This is a genomic window from Serratia proteamaculans (assembly GCF_004684015.1).
Lineage (GTDB): Bacteria > Pseudomonadota > Gammaproteobacteria > Enterobacterales > Enterobacteriaceae > Serratia > Serratia proteamaculans_F.
Window position 1 is genome coordinate 12804 of the sequence record NZ_SRIA01000023.1, and the last position, 17877, is coordinate 30680.

At 55.4% G+C, this 17877-nt stretch carries 18 protein-coding genes; 8 read left to right on the forward strand and 10 right to left on the reverse strand.

Features of this window, described 5'->3' with window-relative positions:
- Positions 1-7: 7 nt before the first annotated feature.
- The 4 genes from tauD to tauA are packed head-to-tail and all read right to left on the reverse strand — an operon-like array spanning position 8 to position 3461.
- Positions 8-856: a taurine dioxygenase gene (gene tauD, locus E5C26_RS22980; protein ID WP_135318322.1), complete on the reverse strand. Its 849-nt coding sequence runs from the start codon at positions 854-856 to the stop codon at positions 8-10.
- Entirely contained in the window at positions 853-1692 is an 840-nt protein-coding gene (gene tauC, locus E5C26_RS22985; protein ID WP_135318323.1) for a taurine ABC transporter permease TauC, read from the reverse strand. Before tauC ends, tauD begins: the two co-directional genes overlap by 4 nt.
- On the reverse strand, positions 1689-2456 hold the full coding sequence (gene tauB / locus E5C26_RS22990) for a taurine ABC transporter ATP-binding subunit (protein ID WP_135318324.1): 768 nt from the start codon (positions 2454-2456) through the stop codon (positions 1689-1691). The genes tauC and tauB overlap by 4 nt, the downstream gene beginning before the upstream one ends.
- A gap of 9 nt (positions 2457-2465) precedes the next feature.
- Positions 2466-3461, reverse strand: coding sequence for a taurine ABC transporter substrate-binding protein (gene tauA, locus E5C26_RS22995; protein WP_135318325.1), 996 nt, complete (start codon positions 3459-3461; stop codon positions 2466-2468).
- Positions 3462-3772: 311 nt separating this feature from the next.
- Here tauA and E5C26_RS23000 point away from each other — a divergent pair, with 311 nt between their 5' ends.
- The gene (locus tag E5C26_RS23000; protein WP_240776142.1) at positions 3773-4927 is read left to right on the forward strand and encodes a toxic anion resistance protein; all 1155 of its coding nucleotides are present in this window, start codon (positions 3773-3775) and stop codon (positions 4925-4927) included.
- 66 nt (positions 4928-4993) lie between these two features.
- Entirely contained in the window at positions 4994-6337 is a 1344-nt protein-coding gene (locus tag E5C26_RS23005; protein WP_135318327.1) for a hypothetical protein, read from the forward strand.
- A 35-nt stretch (positions 6338-6372) separates the two neighbouring features.
- Here E5C26_RS23005 and E5C26_RS23010 read toward each other — a convergent pair whose 3' ends face one another.
- Together E5C26_RS23010 and E5C26_RS23015 are read right to left on the reverse strand one after the other, a co-directional pair.
- The gene (locus E5C26_RS23010; RefSeq protein WP_135318328.1) at positions 6373-7155 is read right to left on the reverse strand and encodes a PhzF family phenazine biosynthesis protein; all 783 of its coding nucleotides are present in this window, start codon (positions 7153-7155) and stop codon (positions 6373-6375) included.
- Between the two features lie 10 nt (positions 7156-7165).
- A complete protein-coding gene (locus tag E5C26_RS23015; RefSeq protein ID WP_135318329.1) occupies positions 7166-7768 on the reverse strand; it encodes a LysE family translocator in 603 nt (200 codons plus the stop codon).
- A gap of 118 nt (positions 7769-7886) precedes the next feature.
- Here E5C26_RS23015 and E5C26_RS23020 point away from each other — a divergent pair, with 118 nt between their 5' ends.
- The 3 genes from E5C26_RS23020 (at position 7887) to E5C26_RS23030 (ending at position 10118) form a co-directional block, all read left to right on the forward strand.
- On the forward strand, positions 7887-8867 hold the full coding sequence (locus tag E5C26_RS23020) for a hydrolase (protein WP_135318330.1): 981 nt from the start codon (positions 7887-7889) through the stop codon (positions 8865-8867).
- Positions 8864-9097, forward strand: a complete 234-nt coding sequence (locus tag E5C26_RS23025) for a YheU family protein (RefSeq protein ID WP_012147255.1) — start codon at positions 8864-8866, stop codon at positions 9095-9097. The genes E5C26_RS23020 and E5C26_RS23025 overlap by 4 nt, the downstream gene beginning before the upstream one ends.
- A gap of 151 nt (positions 9098-9248) precedes the next feature.
- Positions 9249-10118, forward strand: coding sequence for a phosphoribulokinase (locus E5C26_RS23030; RefSeq protein ID WP_012147256.1), 870 nt, complete (start codon positions 9249-9251; stop codon positions 10116-10118).
- Positions 10119-10157: 39 nt separating this feature from the next.
- Here the strand turns inward: E5C26_RS23030 and E5C26_RS23035 are convergent, their stop codons facing one another.
- The gene (locus E5C26_RS23035; protein WP_012147257.1) at positions 10158-10565 is read right to left on the reverse strand and encodes an OsmC family protein; all 408 of its coding nucleotides are present in this window, start codon (positions 10563-10565) and stop codon (positions 10158-10160) included.
- A gap of 379 nt (positions 10566-10944) precedes the next feature.
- On the opposite strand from E5C26_RS23035, the gene crp reads away from it, so the two are divergent.
- Both crp and E5C26_RS23045 read left to right on the forward strand, forming a co-directional pair.
- Positions 10945-11577: a cAMP-activated global transcriptional regulator CRP gene (gene crp / locus E5C26_RS23040; RefSeq protein WP_004718520.1), complete on the forward strand. Its 633-nt coding sequence runs from the start codon at positions 10945-10947 to the stop codon at positions 11575-11577.
- Between the two features lie 53 nt (positions 11578-11630).
- On the forward strand, positions 11631-13706 hold the full coding sequence (locus E5C26_RS23045; protein ID WP_135318331.1) for a YccS/YhfK family putative transporter: 2076 nt from the start codon (positions 11631-11633) through the stop codon (positions 13704-13706).
- A gap of 36 nt (positions 13707-13742) precedes the next feature.
- Here the strand turns inward: E5C26_RS23045 and argD are convergent, their stop codons facing one another.
- The 3 genes from argD to E5C26_RS23060 form a co-directional block, all read right to left on the reverse strand.
- Complete coding sequence (argD, locus tag E5C26_RS23050; protein WP_135318332.1) at positions 13743-14960, reverse strand: bifunctional acetylornithine/succinyldiaminopimelate transaminase; 1218 nt, start codon at positions 14958-14960, stop codon at positions 13743-13745.
- 131 nt (positions 14961-15091) lie between these two features.
- Positions 15092-15667 (reverse strand): aminodeoxychorismate synthase component II, encoded by a 576-nt coding sequence (locus E5C26_RS23055; RefSeq protein ID WP_135318333.1) that lies wholly within the window; start codon positions 15665-15667, stop codon positions 15092-15094.
- 98 nt (positions 15668-15765) lie between these two features.
- Positions 15766-17292: a helicase HerA-like domain-containing protein gene (locus E5C26_RS23060; RefSeq protein WP_135318334.1), complete on the reverse strand. Its 1527-nt coding sequence runs from the start codon at positions 17290-17292 to the stop codon at positions 15766-15768.
- A 230-nt stretch (positions 17293-17522) separates the two neighbouring features.
- Here E5C26_RS23060 and E5C26_RS23065 point away from each other — a divergent pair, with 230 nt between their 5' ends.
- Positions 17523-17792 carry a CopG family ribbon-helix-helix protein gene (locus tag E5C26_RS23065; protein WP_135318335.1) on the forward strand — a complete coding sequence of 90 codons (270 nt, stop codon included), beginning with the start codon at positions 17523-17525 and terminating at the stop codon, positions 17790-17792.
- Positions 17793-17877 lie beyond the last annotated feature (85 nt).

Here is a 17877-nt window from a genome sequence, read left to right on the forward strand (position 1 = left end):
TCTGCCCTTACGCCTTGTAGAAAGGCTTATCCCCCAGAATGGTCGCGCGGTGCATAATGCGCCGCTGCGGCAGATAATCCGCGTTGGCGTAATGTTGCGTCACGCGGTTATCCCAGATGGCAATGTCATTTTCCTGCCAGCGCCAACGCACCTGAAACTCCGGCTTGGTGATGTGGGCAAACAGGAAACTCAGCAACGCGTCGCTTTCCTTCGGCGCCAGATCAACAATCCGCGTAGTAAAACCTTCATTGACGAACAGTGCCTGCCGGCCGCTGACCGGATGCGTGCGCACTACCGGATGCAGCAACGGTGGATTTTTCTGTACCGCTACCTGCCAGCGCTGATGTTCTTCTTCGCTGCCGCGATGCTTGTGTTCCGGGAATGACTTGGTGAAGTCATGCTCCGCCTTCAGCCCAGCCAGCAGTTTCCTAAAGGGATCAGACAAAGCCTCATAAGCCGCAATGCCGCTAGCCCACAGCGTATCACCACCGGTGGAAGGCAGGGTTTTCGCCGCCAGAATCGCTCCCAACGGCGGGTTTTCGATAAAGGTTACGTCGGTATGCCAGTTATCGTTGTCCGGCGGATTATTGTCATGGGTATCAAGCACGATGATCTCTTTCACATCGGCGGCTTGCGGGTAGACCGGATGGATATGCAGGTCGCCAAAGCGACCGGCCAAATTCCGCTGTTGCAACGGCGTGATCGGCTGATTACGCAGAAACAGCACCTGATGTTTCAGCAATGCATGGTAGAGCTGTTCGAATTGGCCGTCCCCCAAGGGGCGTGCCAGATCAACGTTTTCCACCAGCGCACCGATATAAGGCCCCAGCGGGGTGATACTTAAACGTTCGTTCATTGTTGTACTCCATGCCACGGGGTCAATCGGCGCTGCAGGGCGCGTAACCCCAGCTCCAGCCCAAATGCAATAATCGCAATCACACCGATACCGGCCAGCACCACATCGGTCGCCAGAAACTCACCGGCGGATTGCACCATAAATCCCAGACCGCGGGTGGCGGCGATCAGTTCTGCGGCCACCAGCGTCGACCAACCGACCCCCAGCCCAATTCGAATGCCGGTTAAAATCTCCGGCAAGGCGCTCGGCAACACCACAAAACGCAGCAGCTGCCAGCGGTTGGCTCCCAGCGCTTGGGCGGCCCGCACGCGAACCTGCGCCACGCTGCGCACACCGGCTACGGCAGACAGCGTCACCGGAGCGAAAATCGCCAGATAAATCAGCAAGATTTTCGAGGTTTCGCCAATGCCGAACCAAATCACCATCAGCGGTAAATAGGCCAGCGGCGGCACCGGGCGATAAATCTCAATCAACGGATCGAGAATGCCGCGCACCGTATCGTTCAGCCCCATGGCGATACCCACCGGCACACCGATAATCACCGCAGCCAACAGCGCCACCAGAATACGCCCCAGGCTGGCGGCCAAATGCTGCCATAGCGTGGCGTCCATAAAGCCTTGCGGACTGGCGATAGTGATAAGTTGATGCAGCACCTGCTGCGGTGCCGGCAGGAATAACGGGCTGATCAGGTTCAGCGCGGTCACGCCCCACCAGATCGCCAATACCACCAGCAAGGTGGCGCTGCTTAGCCAGACATTACGCGGCACGCTAAAACGGCGCGTCGGGGCTGCAGCCTGCGGCTGAGTCACCTCTTTGAGAGCGGAGTGCAGACTCATAGCAAGGCCTCGCGCTGTTGAAAGACTTTGCCCAGCACATATTCGCGCTGCGCGATAAATTCAGGGTCGGACTTAATCGAACGGCAGGGCTCACCGTCGGCATAACGTTGGCCAAAGTTAAGCGCCAGGCGTTCCACCACCTGCCCCGGTCCCGGCGACAGCAACAGCAGTTCACTGGCCAGAAACACCGCTTCTTCGATGTCGTGGGTGATCAACAGCACCTGCTTGCCGGTATCACGCCAAATGGTCAACAGCAGTTCCTGCATTTGCTCGCGGGTAAAAGCGTCCAGCGCGCCAAACGGCTCATCCAGCAACAACAGGCGCGGATCGGCAGCCAGTGCGCGGGCAATCCCTACCCGTTGACGCATGCCGCCGGAGAGTTGCCAAATAAAGTGCTGTTCATAGCCGGCCAATCCGACTCGTTGCAACATCTCTTGCGCCACCTGACGTCGCTGCTGTTTGCCGACACCGGCCAGTTGCAGGCCAAACTCCACGTTATCCACCACGTTACGCCACGGCAGTAAACCCTCATGCTGGAACACCACGCCCCGCTCGGCTCCGGGGCCGCTAACGGTCGTTCCATCAAGCGTGATGTTGCCAGCTGAAGGCTCAATAAACCCGGCGATCAAATTCAACAGCGTGGTTTTGCCACAGCCCGAAGGCCCGAGCACCACCACCAGTTGCCCGGCGGCAATCTGGAAAGAGACGTCGCGCAGCGCGGGGCGGCCCTGGTACTCTGCTGAAAGGTGATTAACGTTTAACATTCTGCTCCCCTACGACTGCGGCGCAGCCTGCACCTGTTTTACAAACCGATCGGTGACATAGGCACTGTAATCGCTGTCGACCTGCGGAATTTTGCCCTGCTGTTTAAGGAACTCGGCAGTATCGCGGATAGCCTTGTCCACCGGTTGCCCCAACTGGGTGATTTGCTCCGCCACCGGCAAATAGGTATTGCCCTTCACCAACACCGGTATCTGTTCTTCCGGCACGCCGCTCAAGCGGGCCAGCGTGCTGAGATTGCCCTTGTCCTTCAGCCACTGCTCCGGCTGCGCCAGATAGGCTTTTTGCGCGTTCAGCGCGCTGGTGGCAAAGGCGGTCACCACTTCCGGGTGTTTTTCGGCAAAGTCTTTACGCACTACCCAAACGTCGAGCGTCGGGGCGCCCCATTGTCCAACCTGGGCAGAATCAGTCAGTACCTTGCCCTGCTTGGCCAATTCATTCACCACCGGTGCCCAGACGTAGGCCCCGTCGATATCGCCACGCTGCCAGGCGGCGGCAATGGCCGGCGGTTGCAGATTGAGAATTTTGACCTGTTCGGGTTTGATGCCCCAGTGTTTCAGCGAGGCCAGCAGGCTGTAGTGAGTGGTTGAGATAAAGGGCACGGCGATACGCTTGCCGATCAAATCCTGCGGGCTTTTGATCTCTTTTTTCACCACCAGGGCTTCGGAGCTGCCGAGTTGGGAGGCGATCAGGAAGACTTCGATAGGGAGTTTTTGGCTGGCGGCCACCGCCAGTGGGCTGGAGCCGATATTACCGATCTGCACGTCACCGGAAGCCAACGCGCGTAGCACGCTGGAGCCGCTGTCGAATTTACGCCAATCAACGGTGGCGCCGGACTGTTTGGCGAAGCTGTTTTCCGCCTGCGCCACCTTGGCGGGTTCCGCCGACGTCTGGTAAGCCACGGTCACGTCCACCGCATAGGCGCTGGCTGCGCTGAGTGACAACACCAAAAGTGCCGCGCTGCGTAATGAAAACAGTTTGCTCGCCATGATCGCTCCGTTGATAAAAGTCTGTTCAGTTGCTGACAGTTTTATCTGAGCGGTGACGAGCTATAAAAGAATAAAAAAAACTGCGTTATTACTTATGGGAATATGAATTCTTTCAACCTTTTCCAGGCAGGGCATACCAGACACTCACGCAGGCCGCTCCGTTCCGCCAATGCCCAGGGGAAACACGTGCATGTATCTGGCTTAAGGAGAAAGCACAAGGTAACATTATCTGAAATAACCTCTAATAATGCAGCGGCGAAAACACTCCGCAACAGTGCCGCATAACGCCATTTCGCAAAAGGATGTCCCGAGTGACGGAAAATACCTCTTCTTCATTGCTGCCCCAACAGGCTGACAGCAGTTTCACTTCGCCGTTGAATCAAGCGCTGGCACAGGTTGCCGATGAACGACTCAGTCAGCAAGATCAGGAAGAGGTCTCCCGACTGGTCAGCCAAATTGATATCACCGATCCCGTCTTGTCGATCGCCTACGGCGCCAAAACCATGAACAGCATTTCGCGCTTTTCTGAATCGTTAATGCAAGAAGTACGTGCCAAAGACGCCGGCATGATTGGCGATCAACTCACCGATCTGCTGGGTAAGGTTAAAGCTGTCGATCTCAGCGCCTTTGGCGAGAAGAAAAGTTTGCTGGCCTCAATCCCTCTGCTGGGAAGCCTGTTCAACAAAGTCGAACGCACCATGATGGAATACCAGACGCTGGCACAACAGGTAGATAACATCGGTAAAAAGCTTGAGCAAACCATGGTTGACCTGCTGCGCAATATCGCCGTCCTGGAACAACTGTTCATTCGCAACCGTGATTTCTTCCAGCAGATCAACCTGCATGTCATTGCCGGTAAACAGAAGCTGGCCTTGGTGCAAACCGAAGAGCTGGCACAGGCACAGCAGAAAGCAAGCCAATCCAGCGACGCCATGGATGCCCAAAACGTGCGCGATCTGCTGGAAGGTATCCAACGTTTTGAACGCCGTCTGCACGACTTGATGATGTCACGCACCATTGCCGTTCAGACTGCACCGCAAATTCGCCTGATGCAAAGCAACAGCCAGTCGCTGGCAGAAAAAATCCAGAGCAGCATTCTCACCACCATACCGATCTGGAAAAGCCAGATCGTGCTGGCGTTGTCACTTAACTCCCAACGTCAGGCTGCCAAACTGCAAAAAGACGTGGCGGACACCACCAATGACATGCTGCGCCGCAATGCCGAACTGTTGCAAACCGGCACGCTGGAAACAGCACGCCAGGTCGAGCGCTCCATCGTAGATATTGAAACCTTGCGCGATGTACAGGCCCGCCTGCTGAGCACAATCGAAGATACCGTGACCATCGCCAGCGATGCCCGCAGCCGCCGAGCCGAAGTTGAGAAAGAGCTGGGAACTATGGAGCAGGAGCTACGCAATCGCCTGGCATCCATTGCGGCAGGTCAACGACAAACCTCCGCGGGTTAACGCTTTTAAAATCATTCTATTAACGCCGTTCTTCGTTAATCATTGCTCCCAGGACGATCGTGAATTATGTATCATTTTGTTGATGTATCAGGCTTCAGAGCCAAGTATGAAGAACGCAAATGGCTGATATTTTTGATCCAATTCAGCCTTTGTATTGTCAGTGCCATCTATATCACCTTCATGCTGAACGGAAACAGCTCACCGGAAATGCAAGCCGTGCTTGCCAACTTGCCTGAAGGTGCTGAAGACAAGGGTTCCACCCTATGGTTCTGTTGGCTCAGCTTAGCTATTCTTTTTCGGGGTTTGCTTTACGATCAGGTCAATTTAGCCTGGGGATTGCTGGCTGGTCTGTTGTGGTTATCTTTCGGCGACAGTATTGCATTCATCTACTGGAGCGCCTCCCTGTACACCCTGCTGCACGTGGTAACGCACCGAAGATCGCTGAAGTTTTCGTACTTCTGGTATGTGGCGTTATGGGTAGTGGCGACTATTTGTTACAACAGCGTCTATCAGTCGGTTTACCACGGTGATTATCTGGCCGTTTTTGCGATTGTAGCCGTTGGTGCACTATATGCCCGTTACGCACTGTATAGCCGGGAAAACGTGACTGAATTTTCATCGATTGAAAAAAAACTTTATCGTCAGACTCTGGAATTATTGAAAAAAAGCGAGGGTGGCAAGGCAGAACTGCAAGCTTCATTATATGGACTGATTTACTATGCTGAGCGGCTCCTTGAAACTCCGCTGAACTCCGCCGAATATGTGTCTGCGCTTCGCACCTTTTATCGTAAGACCCTACCCACTTTTTATGTACACATAAAAACGTTCAACGAAATCTATTACCTGGAACCAAATCCGGAACAAGACGATCCGTTTTACGAGATTATGAGCACTATCGAGGACATGTTCGCTAATACGCTAAAGACGCTCAAGGAACTGTATCTGGATATACAACTCATCAGCACCCCGCTTCCTGACGATCAGGCAGCACCAATAACAAACTGGCAAAATGGGGATAGCCCCCCATACGAACAAGCAATAAGCCAATTGGAGTCGGAACAACGCCTCCCGCAGATCTTTCAATCGGAACTGGACGGCATCATTAAATATGCCCGTCTGATTCAGCAATGCATGATGGATGATCCTAATGATGTCAAACCAGGCTCCGAGTTTCTGGAGCGCTATTTGCCAGCCATCACGGCATTATTAGAGAAAAGTAACAAGCTTTCCGGCCAGTTGGAAATGCACGGCAATGCTGAGGCTATTGACCAACAAAGCATCGATATGTTGCATGCTCTGCACTCGGCCTTCCGGCAAAAACACGCACAACTGTTGGAAAACGATACGCTGGCGTTTAGCACGGATTTAAGCCTGCTTAATAGCCTGCTGAAAACCGACGGCTTCAAGTAAGCGCGCCTCCGCAGCATCGTCGATGCTGCGGACCCTCAGAGATTTATTTCCCCACGCAAAAACGTGTGCGCATAGCCACCAATCAAGGTGCGATCGCCTTTCTGCTCACAGAACAACTCTCCGCCACGCGCCGAAATCTGCCGTGCGCGCAGCTGATGGCGCCCAAGACGAGCGCTCCAGTATGGCATCAGCGTGCAGTGTGCGGAGCCGGTCACCGGGTCTTCGCTGCCGTCGAGGGTAAAATAGCGCGAGACAAAATCCGCCGTCTCACCCGGCGCGCTGACAATCACCGCCCGGCCGACCAGGGCAATCAGTGCCGGGATATCCGGCTGTAATGCCCTGACCTGCGCTTCGTTTTCCAATACCACCAACAGCGCATTGGCCTGCCACACTTCCTGCGGATTAGCGCCCAGCAACGCCGCCAACCCTTCAGGTTCCACAACCTTCAGCGGTGGTCGGGACGGGAAATCCAGCACCAGGCGTTCGCCATCTTCGGCGTCGCGTTTAACGTACAAGTCGCCGCTCGCCGAGCGGAAACGAATATCCTGCAGCGCCGGGTTCACCACGCTGAACATCACGTGTGCCGCCGCCAGCGTGCCATGACCGCACAAGTCGACTTCGCGCTGGGGCGTGAACCAGCGGATGGCCGACATATCGCCGTCGTCCCAGACAAAGCTGGTTTCCGGCAGGCTCAGCTCATTAGCGATCGCCTGCATCTCCGCAGCCGACAACGGCTGTTGCAGCAGGCAGACACCGGCCGGGTTGCCACGCAATCCTTCACCGGTGAAAGCCGCAATATGGAAGTAATTTTCTGCCATTCGCAATCCCTTAATGCCAGATCAGTAATACACAGGCCGCGGTGAGCAACCCCATAGAAACGTTAAAGATGATCCAGGCCTTTTTGCTGCGCAGCAGACGGCCAATCACCGTGCCAAATCCCAGCCAAATCACGCCGGCAATGATGTTCACCACGAAAATGCCCAGTGAGATCGCCATAATCGAGCTGTTATACTTATCACCCGCCAGGCTAAAGCTGGCCACCGCGCCCAGCGCCATCAACCAGGCCTTGGGATTAAGGAACTGCAACAGCCAGCCCTGATACAGCCGTATCGGTTTGGGCGGTGCCACGTCAGTTTCCAGCTTTTCATAAGCGGCGGTAGCCACTTTCCATGCCAGCCACAGCAGATACAGGCTACCGAGAATTTTCAGCACCAGATGCAGCGCCGGATAAACCAGAATCAGGCTACCAACGCCGAACGCCACCAACAGCAGAATGCTTTGCATGCCAAGCATGATGCCAATCATCAGCAACAGTGAACGCATAAAGCCAAAGTTGGCGCCGGAAGTGGTCAGTAACATATTGTTGGGGCCGGGTGTGATCGCGGCAACCCACAGAAAACCTAACATCGAAAGAAATAAACTCGCATCCATCAGGCGGGCGCTCCTCACCCAGGTCATTTTTTGCAGTATTATTGTTAACTCAGGCTAGTGAAGCTAACAGCGCACTAATCATCCCACAATAGTTGCCAATAAGAATTTAATTCAAGCTATGCATGAATCCTTTCGCCCGTTGATCGGGGCCAGTAATCCCCATCTGCAGACACTGCTGCCACGGCTGGTGCGTCGCCGCGTGCAGTTGAAACCCCACTGGCAACGGCTGGAACTGCCCGACGGCGACTTTGTCGATCTCGCTTGGAGCGAAGATCCGGCTCAGGCCGACGGCAAGCCGCGCGTGGTGCTGTTCCACGGCCTGGAAGGCAGCTTCTACAGCCCCTACGCCCACGGCCAGCTTAACGCCTGGCGTGAAAAAGGCTGGCTCGGGGTGGTGATGCATTTTCGCGGCTGCAGCGGCGTCCCGAACCGCAAGCAACGCATCTACCATTCCGGTGAAACGGAAGATGCGCGCTTCTTCCTCCAGTGGCTGCGTACTACCTACGGAGAAGCCCCCACCGCTGCCGTTGGCGTCTCGCTCGGCGGCAACATGCTGGCCTGTTATCTGGCACAGCAGGGCGCCGACAGTCTGCTGCAGGCGGCGGTGGTGGTTTCTGCGCCACTGATGCTGGAACCCTGCTCATGGCGGATGGATCAAGGCTTCTCACGGGTTTATCAGCACTACCTGCTCGGGCAGTTGAAACAGAACGCCACCCGCAAACTGCTGCACTACCCTGATACCCTGCCGCTCAAGCTGCCGCAGCTCAAGGCATTGCGCCGGATCCGCGACTTTGATGATGCCATTACCTCGCGCATCCATGGCTTTAGCGATGCCACCGATTATTACCGCCGTTGCAGCGCCCTGCCGCTGTTGCCGGCGATCCAAACGCCGCTGTTGATCATCCATGCCAAGGACGATCCTTTTATGACCGACGCAGTGATCCCCGAGACCGCTACGCTGCCGCACAACATTGAATATCAGTTGACCGAGTTTGGTGGTCACGTCGGTTTTGTCGGCGGTACATTGAAAAAACCCCATATGTGGCTGGAATACCGTATTCCATCCTGGCTTGCCCCTTATCTGGAAACAACCAAGTGATCATCCCCTGGAAAGAACTGGAAACCGAAACCCTCAATAGCCTGATCGAGTCCTTTGTGCTGCGCGAAGGAACCGACTACGGCGAGCATGAGCGCTCGCTGGAACAGAAAGTGGAAGACGTGCGCCGCCAGCTGAAAAACGGCGAGGTACTGCTGGTGTGGTCAGAACTGCATGAGACCATCAACATCATGCCGCGCGGGCAGTTCCGCGCCGGGCAAGAAGAAATTTAGTACCTGTCGGTTCTATGACTGACGGAAAAAATCAGGTAACAATGAGGGATTGCAAACCAACGCGCGGAATTTTGCCCTTGGCGAAAGGGCGTCAAACAGACCAATAACCATATCTGACGCCTGCGCATTCAACACGGAGTGACCCATCACCATGTCCGCCAAACATCCCGTTATCGCAGTGACCGGCTCCAGCGGCGCTGGCACCACCACCACCAGCGTGGCGTTCCGTAAAATCTTTCAGCAGTTGAACATCCGCGCAGCGGAGCTGGAAGGCGACAGTTTCCACCGCTATACCCGGCCGGAAATGGACGCGGCGATCCGCAAAGCGCGCGATCTCGGCCGTCATATCAGCTATTTCGGCCCCGAGGCCAACGACTTTGGCCTGCTGCAACAAAGCTTTAGCGAGTACGGCACCAACGGCACCGGCCGTTCACGCAAGTATCTGCACACCTACGATGAAGCGGTGCCCTATAACCAGGTACCGGGGACCTTTACCCCATGGGAAGCCTTACCGGCACCGACCGACGTGCTGTTTTATGAAGGGCTGCACGGCGGCGTCGTGACCGAGCACAACGACGTGGCCAAACATGTCGATTTGCTGGTCGGGGTAGTGCCTATCGTTAACCTGGAATGGATCCAAAAGTTAATCCGCGATACCGGCGAGCGCGGCCACTCCCGTGAAGCGGTGATGGATTCGGTAGTGCGTTCGATGGAAGACTATATCAACTACATCACGCCGCAGTTTTCGCGCACCCATATCAACTTCCAGCGGGTACCGACGGTAGATACCTCCAACCCGTTCGCTGCCAAGGCGATCCCCTCGCTGGACGAGAGCTTTGTGGTGATCCACTTCCGTGGCCTGGATCAGATCGATTTCCCGTATCTGCTGGCGATGCTGCAGGGATCTTTTATCTCGCATATCAATACGCTGGTGGTGCCGGGCGGCAAAATGGGGCTGGCAATGGAGTTGATTATGGCGCCGCTGGTGCAGCAACTGCTGGAAGGCAAAAAAATCGAATAACTTACCGGAGCGCGGCAACGGGCCGCGCCCCTTTCCCCATCAGGACACCGCGCGGATCTCAAAGCTGTGGGTCACGCTGGCGGCCTTACTCAGCATCAATGACACCGAGCAGTACTTCTCGGCGGAAAGATTCACCGCGCGCTCAACAATTTTGTCACTTAAATCTTTACCGGTGACGATGAAATGCAGGTTGATATGGGTAAACAGTCGTGGCGCTTCCTCACGCCGCTCAGAGGTTAATTTCACCTCGCAGTCGCGCACATCGTTACGTCCTTTTTGCAGGATCGACACCACATCTATCGCGCTGCAGCCCCCCACCGACATCAGTACCATTTCCATTGGGCTGGGGGCTTTATCCCCGGCGTTACCGTCCATCAGCACCTGATGGCCAGACGCGGATTCCCCCAGAAACGTCAACCCTTCTACCCACTTAACTCTTGCCTGCATACTGGTCACTCCGGTTAATTTCTTAAAATCACACTACGCTTTCGCATAGAAACTGGCAACGGAACCTGATGCTAATCATGCTGAAGCGAGACAACACAAGACACCCGCCTCACTCTGTGCTACAAACAGAGCCGCAATAAATCTTTCCGGGACACTGATTTCAGGGAAACTCCCAGGGAAAGGCTCCTTTACCGGTATGTTAACAGAATGTAGCTTGCAGCTCTCCCGGCAAATTAATATGCTAGGGCGACAGCGTATATTTATGACACGCCTCAAAACCTGCTGCCAGCCACCATTAAAAGAACGGCGACAGCACGTTTTACAGGGAACTCTGACCCCTGTGACACAAGGCAGCGATAACAACAGAGGATAACAGCGAATGGTTCTCGGCAAACCGCAAACAGACCCTACTCTCGAATGGTTCCTGTCTCATTGCCATATCCACAAATATCCATCCAAAAGTACGCTGATTCACCAAGGTGAAAAAGCCGAAACGCTTTACTACATCGTCAAAGGCTCCGTCGCGGTGCTGATTAAGGATGAAGAAGGTAAAGAGATGATCCTGTCCTACCTTAACCAGGGGGATTTCATCGGCGAGCTTGGATTATTTGAAGAAGGTCAGGAGCGTAGCGCCTGGGTTAGGGCGAAAACCGCCTGTGAAGTGGCTGAAATTTCCTATAAGAAATTCCGCCAGTTGATTCAGGTTAACCCGGATATCCTGATGCGTCTGTCAGCTCAGATGGCAAACCGTCTGCAGATCACCTCTGAGAAAGTGGGTAACCTTGCTTTCCTGGACGTTACTGGCCGCATCGCGCAAACCCTGCTGAACCTGGCGAAACAGCCTGATGCCATGACCCACCCGGACGGCATGCAGATTAAAATTACCCGCCAGGAAATTGGCCAGATCGTCGGTTGCTCACGTGAAACCGTTGGTCGCATTCTGAAAATGCTGGAAGATCAAAACCTGATTTCCGCCCACGGCAAAACCATTGTCGTTTACGGCACGCGTTAATCACTGAAAAAACGGCGCGATGTTCGCGCCGTTTTTTTATGCCCCGAGTCATCATGTGGCGCCGACTGATCTACCACCCGGAAGTTAATTACGCACTGCGGCAAACGCTGGTGCTTTGCCTGCCGGTACTGCTTGGCCTGCTGATCGGCCAACTGCAATACGGCCTGTTATTTTCGCTGGTTCCCGCCTGCTGTAACATCGCCGGGCTGGACACGCCCCACAAACGTTTTTTCAAACGCCTGATCGTCGGCGGTTCACTGTTTGCATTCAGCAGTTTGTTGCTGCAGCAAGCTCTGTTATGGCAGTTGCCGCTGCCGATACTGATGCTTGGCCTGGCGCTGCTGCTCGGCGTCAACGGTGAAATAAGTCCGCTACACGCCCGTCTGCTGCCTGCTGCGCTGGTTGCCGCCATCTTCTCCCTCAGCATGGCCGGTTCGGTACCGCTTTGGCATGCGCCGCTGTTATATGTGGTCGGCACCGCCTGGTACGGGCTGTTCACCTGGTTCTGGTTCAAGCTGTGGAAAGAGCAGCCGATGCGCGAGTCGCTCAATCAGCTCTATCTGGAGTTGGCGGACTACTTCGAAGCCAAATACTCACTGCTCACTCAGCATACCGATCCACAGACCGCGTTACCGCCGTTGTTGGTACGTCAGCAAAAAGTGATGGATCTGATCACCCTGCTGTATCAGCAACTGAACTTTCTGCCGCACGCCAGCAACCTCGAACAAAAACGTCTGCAACGTACCTTTCAGGTCGCGCTGGATTTGCAGGAACATATCACCGTCAGCCTGCATCTGCCGGAAGAGGTACAAAAGCTGGTAGAACAGAGTCAGGCCGAAGCGATTATCCGCCGCAACGCACAAGTGATTGCCGGTCGGCTACGTACGGTGGCGCACGATATTCTCTACCACCAGCATTCGCAGCGCTTCAAAATGGACCATGAACTGCTGGCATTGGAAAAAGTGGCCGCGCAGCACCCGGATAATCCGGTTGGGCAGTTCTGCTACTACCACTTCAGCCGCATCGCCCGTCTGCTGCGTACCCAGCATCCACTCTACCGGCGTGACCTGATGGCCAATCAAAACCGCCTGCCGTTTTGGCCGGCGCTGGTCAGTTATCTGTCGTTCAAATCCAATGCCCTGCGCAATGCGGCACGATTAGGCGTCACGCTGGCGGCGGGCAGCAGCCTGGGGATGATTTTCAACCTGCCGAAACCCTACTGGATCCTGCTCACCATCATGCTGGTGAGCCAGAACGGCTACAATGCCACCCGGGTGCGCATCCAGCACCGTGCGCTCGGAACCCTGGCCGGGCTGGTGATCGCCGCCGGTCTGCTGCAATTACAACTGCCCGAAGCCGAGACCCTGGGCGTGATGCTGGTGATTACGCTGCTGGCCTATCTGGTGTCGCGTAAAAATTACGGGCTGGCGGTAATAGGTTTTACGGTGACGGCGGTCTACACCCTGCAGTTGCTGGCGCTAAACGGCACTAATTTCCTGGTACCGCGGCTGATCGACACTCTGATTGGCTGCGTGCTGGTGTTCGGCAGCACCATCTGGCTATGGCCGCAGTGGCAAAGCGGGCTGCTGCGCAAGAATGCCCATCAGGCACTGGAGAACGATCAGCAGGCATTACGCCTGTTACTGGAAGAGCAAGAACCGGATCCCAGCGCACTGGCCTACGCACGCATGCAGGTCAATCAGGCGCACAATGCATTGTTCACCTCGCTAAATCAGGCCATGCAGGAACCGGGGTTTGAATCGAACTATCTGGCGGATATGCGCCTGTGGGTGACGCACAGCCAGTTTATTGTCGAGCATCTGAATGCGATGACCATCCTGGCGCGCGAGCACTATATGCTGACGCCAAAGCTGGCGGAGGAGTATCTGCAATCTTGCGAGATCGCGCTGCAAAGCTGTCAGCAGCGGCTGGAATACGACGGGCCGAGCAGTGGCAACAGCATTATGCAGCAGCCGGATTTACACCCGGATATGCCGATTACCGAAATGGAACGCCACCTGCGACGTATTCTGTCGCACCTGAGCGTCATGCATACCATCTCGTCATTGGCCTGGAGCCAGCGCCCACATCATGGCATCTGGCTGAAACGCAAACTGCGCGATCAATAAGGGCGCCCTATGGCGCCCGGTTATCCATGCAACAAATTAAGCGTTAATCACGTCCTGCACCGCCAATTCAAACAGCGCCATGCCTTGGTCGATGTCCTGGGTTTCCACCACCAGCGAAGGGGCAAAGCGGATCACATTTGGCCCGGCATTGAGGATCATCAGCCCACGTGCGGCAGCGGCGGTCAGGAAATCGCGCGCCTTGCCGTGGTATTGCGGCGTTAATTCAGCCCCAATCAGCAGGCCCATGCCGCGAATATCGCTGAAAATACCGTACTTCTCGCCAATTTTCTTTAACGCCTGCACATATAATCCATGACGCAACTCAATGCCGCTCAGCACTTCCGGCGTATTAATCACGTCCAGCGCCGCTTCCGCCACCGCACAAGCCAGTGGATTACCGCCATAAGTGGTGCCGTGGGTACCGACCTGCATCACCGAGGCAATCTCCTCGGTAGTCAGCATGGCGCTGACCGGGAACCCGCCGCCAAGCGCTTTGGCCGTGGTGAGAATGTCCGGCGTCACACCATAGTGCATATAGGCGAACAGCTTGCCGCTGCGCCCCATGCCGCTCTGCACTTCGTCGAATACCAGCAGTGCCTGGTGCTTGTCGCACAGCTCGCGTACCCCCTTGAGGAATTCGGCATTAACCGGAGTAATGCCCCCTTCCCCCTGGATCGGCTCCATCACCACCGCACAGGTATGGTCGTCCATTACCGCTTTCACCGCCGCCAAATCGTTGAATGGCACATGCACGATGTCAGCCGGTTTTGGCCCAAAACCATCGGAATACTTGGCCTGCCCGCCCACCGAGACGGTGAACAGCGTGCGGCCGTGGAAAGCGTTATAAAACGCGATGATTTTGGTTTTGTACGGGCTGTGGCGGGTAATGGCGTAATGACGAGCCAGCTTGAAGGCCGCTTCGTTGGCTTCTGCACCGGAGTTGGCGAAAAACACCCGGTCGGCAAAGGTGGCGTTGATCAACTTGGTGGCCAGCCGCAGCGCCGGCTCGTTGGTGAAAACGTTGCTGGTATGCCACAGGGTTTCGCCCTGCTGTTTCAGCGCCTCGACCAAAGCCGGGTGACAGTGCCCTAACGCCGTCACCGCAATGCCGCCAGAGAAATCGATATACTCTTTCCCCTGCTGGTCCCACACGCGGCTGCCTTTGCCCCTGATCGGAACAAACTGCGCGGGTGCATAAACAGGCAGGATAACCTGGTCAAAGGTACTGCGGTTAACTGCGGATTTTTCGGTCATTATGGGGCCCACCCTAAATGTGACTCAGTCTTTTGGTTGCGATTGAGTGAAAATATAATCACAAAATATGCATAAAAAACCAATGAAGGGCAAACGCAAATCGTCTTCGCGAATAAAAAAAACCTAACCGATTAACTTTTAAGGAAATTATCCAACAGCTGGTGGCCCTGCTCGCTAAGGATACTCTCCGGGTGGAACTGCACCCCTTCCAGCGCCAGTTGGCGGTGGCGGATCCCCATAATCTCATCGCGTATGCCGTCGCGCTCGCTCCAGGCCGTCACTTCAAAACAGTCCGGCAAAGTAGCGGCCTCAAGCACCAGCGAGTGATAGCGGGTCACGGTCAACGGATTGTTCAGTCCGTGAAAAACACCGCGGTCGAGATGGCGGATCGCCGAGGTTTTACCGTGCATGACCTCACGGGCACGCACCACCTTGGCGCCAAAGGCCTGCCCCAGTGCCTGGTGCCCCAGGCAAACGCCAAGGATCGGCAGCTTACCGGCGAAATGCCGGATAGCCGCCAGCGAGATGCCGGCTTCGTTTGGGGTGCAAGGGCCAGGAGAGACAACCAAATGCTGCGGGGCCAGCCTTTCGATATCGGCCAGTTGCAGTTCGTCGTTACGCTTCACCAGCACTTCGGCGCCTAATTGGCAGAAGTACTGGTAAAGGTTATAGGTAAAAGAATCGTAGTTATCGATTAGCAGCAGCATAGGGGTTCCAACGGACAGCATGGTAAGGGGCTCGCCCCGATTGACACCGGTGCATTATACAACGCCCCTGCAATACTGCCGCCAGCGATAATTTCAGCTTACTTTTTGCGGCCGCCCATAATCGACCCCAGCACACCACGCAGGATCTGGCGGCCAAGGTCACGCGCCATGCTCTTGGCGGCGGTCTGGACGATACCGTCACGCTTGCCACCACGCGGGCCGGTGGAACCAAACAGAATATCGTTCAGGCCGCCCATCAAGCCACCGCCCGCCTGCTGCTGTGCCTGCGATTGCTGTGCCGGCTGACCCGGTTGCGGCGTGCCAACGGTAGAGAACCCCTGCGCCGACAGCTTCTCATAAGCCGATTCGCGGTCGACCATGTCCTCATAACGGCCATATAGCGGTGACTTGTTGATTGCACTGTTCAGTCCATCAGCACCCAGCATGCCCATCTTGGATTCCGGCGCGATCACCATCGCCCGCTCCACCACATTTGGCCGCCCTTTCTCATCCAGGAACGACACCAGCGCCTCGCCGACGCCCAGTTCGGTGATCGCCGTTTCGGCGTCAAAGGCCGGATTGGCACGCATGGTTTGTGCCGCCGCCTTCACCGCCTTCTGGTCACGAGGAGTAAAAGCACGCAACGCATGCTGTACGCGGTTGCCTAGCTGACCGAGCACGCTGTCCGGGATATCCAGCGGGTTCTGGGTCACAAAGTAGATGCCGACGCCTTTGGAGCGGATCAGGCGCACCACTTGTTCGATTTTAGTCAGCAGTGCCGCAGGCGCATCGTTGAACAGCAGGTGTGCTTCATCAAAGAAGAACACCAGCTTTGGCTGTTCCGGATCGCCCACCTCCGGCAGGTGTTCGAACAGTTCGGCCAGCAGCCACAACAGGAACACCGAATACAGCTTCGGCTGATTAATCAGTTTGTCCGCCGCCAGCAGGTTAATCACCCCGTGGCCATTGGTATCGGTTTTCATCAGGTCGTTGATGTCGAGCATCGGCTCGCCGAAGAACTGGTTGGCACCCTGCTCTTCCAGCGTCAACAGCCCACGCTGGATAGCGCCCACCGAAGCCGAAGAAATGTTGCCGTATTGAGTCTGGAACTGTTTGGCGTTGTCACCTACGTACTGCACCATGGCACGCAGATCTTTCATGTCCAACAGCAGCAGTGCGTTATCGTCGGCAATTTTGAATACCAACTGCAGCACGCCACTTTGCACTTCGTTCAGATCCAGCAAGCGGCCTAGCAGCAGCGGGCCCAAATCAGACACGGTGGCGCGGATCGGGTGGCCCTTCTCACCGTAAATGTCCCACGGAATAATGGTACAGGCCTGCGGCTGCCAGTCAGTGACGCCAATGGCCGTCAGGCGTGCCTGCAGTTTCTCGGAGGGCACGGCTTCGGCACCAATCCCCGACAGGTCACCTTTCACGTCGGACAAAAATACCGGAATGCCGATACGCGAGAATTGCTCGGCCATTTTTTGCAGCGTAACGGTTTTACCGGTCCCGGTTGCACCGGTGATCAGACCATGGCGGTTGGCCAATGCAGGCAAAATCACCAGATCCTGTTCGGGTTTCCCGTCTTTCATCGCTTTGGCAATAATCCGTGCTTCACTCATTTTCTTTTCCTTGGACGCTGACGTGGCGCGAAAAGCGCCAGTGGATGTCAATAAAGCTATAAGCGTGGCGTAACCCCGTCAAGGACAAACAAAAACCTAGCGACCAACCTGCTCGCGGGAGAATGAATTTAGGATTCCGCTTAACACAGGGTTAGCCGATTACGGTCGGCTTGAACAATAAAACAGCAGTGATATAGTAAGCAAGACGCTGTATATACGAGGTACATACCATGTCTGAATCTACCGTGGTGATCCGAGTGGATGATGAATTAAAAATGGCTTTCGCCAGCGCGGCAAAAGCGGCAGATCGTACTGCATCTCAACTGTTACGGGATTTCATGCGGGATTTTGTTAGTCGCCAATCTCAACAAAAAGAATACGAACAATGGCTACAAGAAAAAGTGGAATTAAGCCGGAAAGCGCTTCATGAAGGAAGAATCGTTGATGATGAGGATGTTGAGGTTTATTTCACCGAACGCAGGGAAAAATCGATGCGGTAATACGATAAGGAAATATCGTGAAGCTAAAGTAGATGAACCCCGCAATTGCCGACCGCATATCCCCTTCGTCTTTCAAGCTGCAGCG

Coding starts and splice junctions, on each gene's coding strand:
- tauD (WP_135318322.1), bottom strand. CDS start 856: ATGAACGAACGTTTAAGTATCACCCCGCTGGGGCCTTATATCGGTGCG.
- tauC (WP_135318323.1), bottom strand. CDS start 1,692: ATGAGTCTGCACTCCGCTCTCAAAGAGGTGACTCAGCCGCAGGCTGCA.
- tauB (WP_135318324.1), bottom strand. CDS start 2,456: ATGTTAAACGTTAATCACCTTTCAGCAGAGTACCAGGGCCGCCCCGCG.
- tauA (WP_135318325.1), bottom strand. CDS start 3,461: ATGGCGAGCAAACTGTTTTCATTACGCAGCGCGGCACTTTTGGTGTTG.
- E5C26_RS23005 (WP_135318327.1), top strand. CDS start 4,994: ATGTATCATTTTGTTGATGTATCAGGCTTCAGAGCCAAGTATGAAGAA.
- E5C26_RS23010 (WP_135318328.1), bottom strand. CDS start 7,155: ATGGCAGAAAATTACTTCCATATTGCGGCTTTCACCGGTGAAGGATTG.
- E5C26_RS23015 (WP_135318329.1), bottom strand. CDS start 7,768: ATGGATGCGAGTTTATTTCTTTCGATGTTAGGTTTTCTGTGGGTTGCC.
- E5C26_RS23020 (WP_135318330.1), top strand. CDS start 7,887: ATGCATGAATCCTTTCGCCCGTTGATCGGGGCCAGTAATCCCCATCTG.
- E5C26_RS23030 (WP_012147256.1), top strand. CDS start 9,249: ATGTCCGCCAAACATCCCGTTATCGCAGTGACCGGCTCCAGCGGCGCT.
- E5C26_RS23035 (WP_012147257.1), bottom strand. CDS start 10,565: ATGCAGGCAAGAGTTAAGTGGGTAGAAGGGTTGACGTTTCTGGGGGAA.
- crp (WP_004718520.1), top strand. CDS start 10,945: ATGGTTCTCGGCAAACCGCAAACAGACCCTACTCTCGAATGGTTCCTG.
- E5C26_RS23045 (WP_135318331.1), top strand. CDS start 11,631: ATGTGGCGCCGACTGATCTACCACCCGGAAGTTAATTACGCACTGCGG.
- argD (WP_135318332.1), bottom strand. CDS start 14,960: ATGACCGAAAAATCCGCAGTTAACCGCAGTACCTTTGACCAGGTTATC.
- E5C26_RS23055 (WP_135318333.1), bottom strand. CDS start 15,667: ATGCTGCTGCTAATCGATAACTACGATTCTTTTACCTATAACCTTTAC.
- E5C26_RS23060 (WP_135318334.1), bottom strand. CDS start 17,292: ATGAGTGAAGCACGGATTATTGCCAAAGCGATGAAAGACGGGAAACCC.
- E5C26_RS23065 (WP_135318335.1), top strand. CDS start 17,523: ATGTCTGAATCTACCGTGGTGATCCGAGTGGATGATGAATTAAAAATG.